Source organism: Mesorhizobium sp. M8A.F.Ca.ET.165.01.1.1, assembly GCF_004792065.1.
Classification (GTDB): domain Bacteria; phylum Pseudomonadota; class Alphaproteobacteria; order Rhizobiales; family Rhizobiaceae; genus Mesorhizobium.
On record NZ_SRTH01000188.1, the window covers coordinates 1 to 313 of the forward strand.

Annotated in this window: 1 protein-coding gene; it reads right to left on the reverse strand. The window is 70.9% G+C overall.

Annotation, left to right across the window (positions count from 1 at the left end):
- Positions 1-313 (reverse strand): class II D-tagatose-bisphosphate aldolase, non-catalytic subunit (locus tag EN808_RS35685; protein ID WP_145973053.1); only part of this gene is annotated, 313 nt, incomplete at both ends.

Genomic DNA, 313 nt, shown 5'->3' on the forward strand with positions numbered 1-313 from the left:
TTCGACGCCTCGGGCCGATAGGCGATGACGTTCTCGCTGCCGAATTCGACGCCCGGCTGCACCACCACGGCGATGACGCGGCCAAAGGCTTCCGCGAGGCCCTCGCGGGCAAAGATCTCGCGATGCACCTCGATCGTGCGCCGCGCCGCCTCAAGGTCGCGCGCCAGCGCTTCGGCCGTCCGCCGTTGCTCCTCGAGGGCTTGTCCTTGCCTGGCCGCCGCATCAGTCCCTGCGCGTGCCTGGGCGCTCAAGTCGCGGGTGTTGCGCTGCATGAGGTCCACGGCCGCGCGCGCCGCCGCCAGATCGGAAGAGC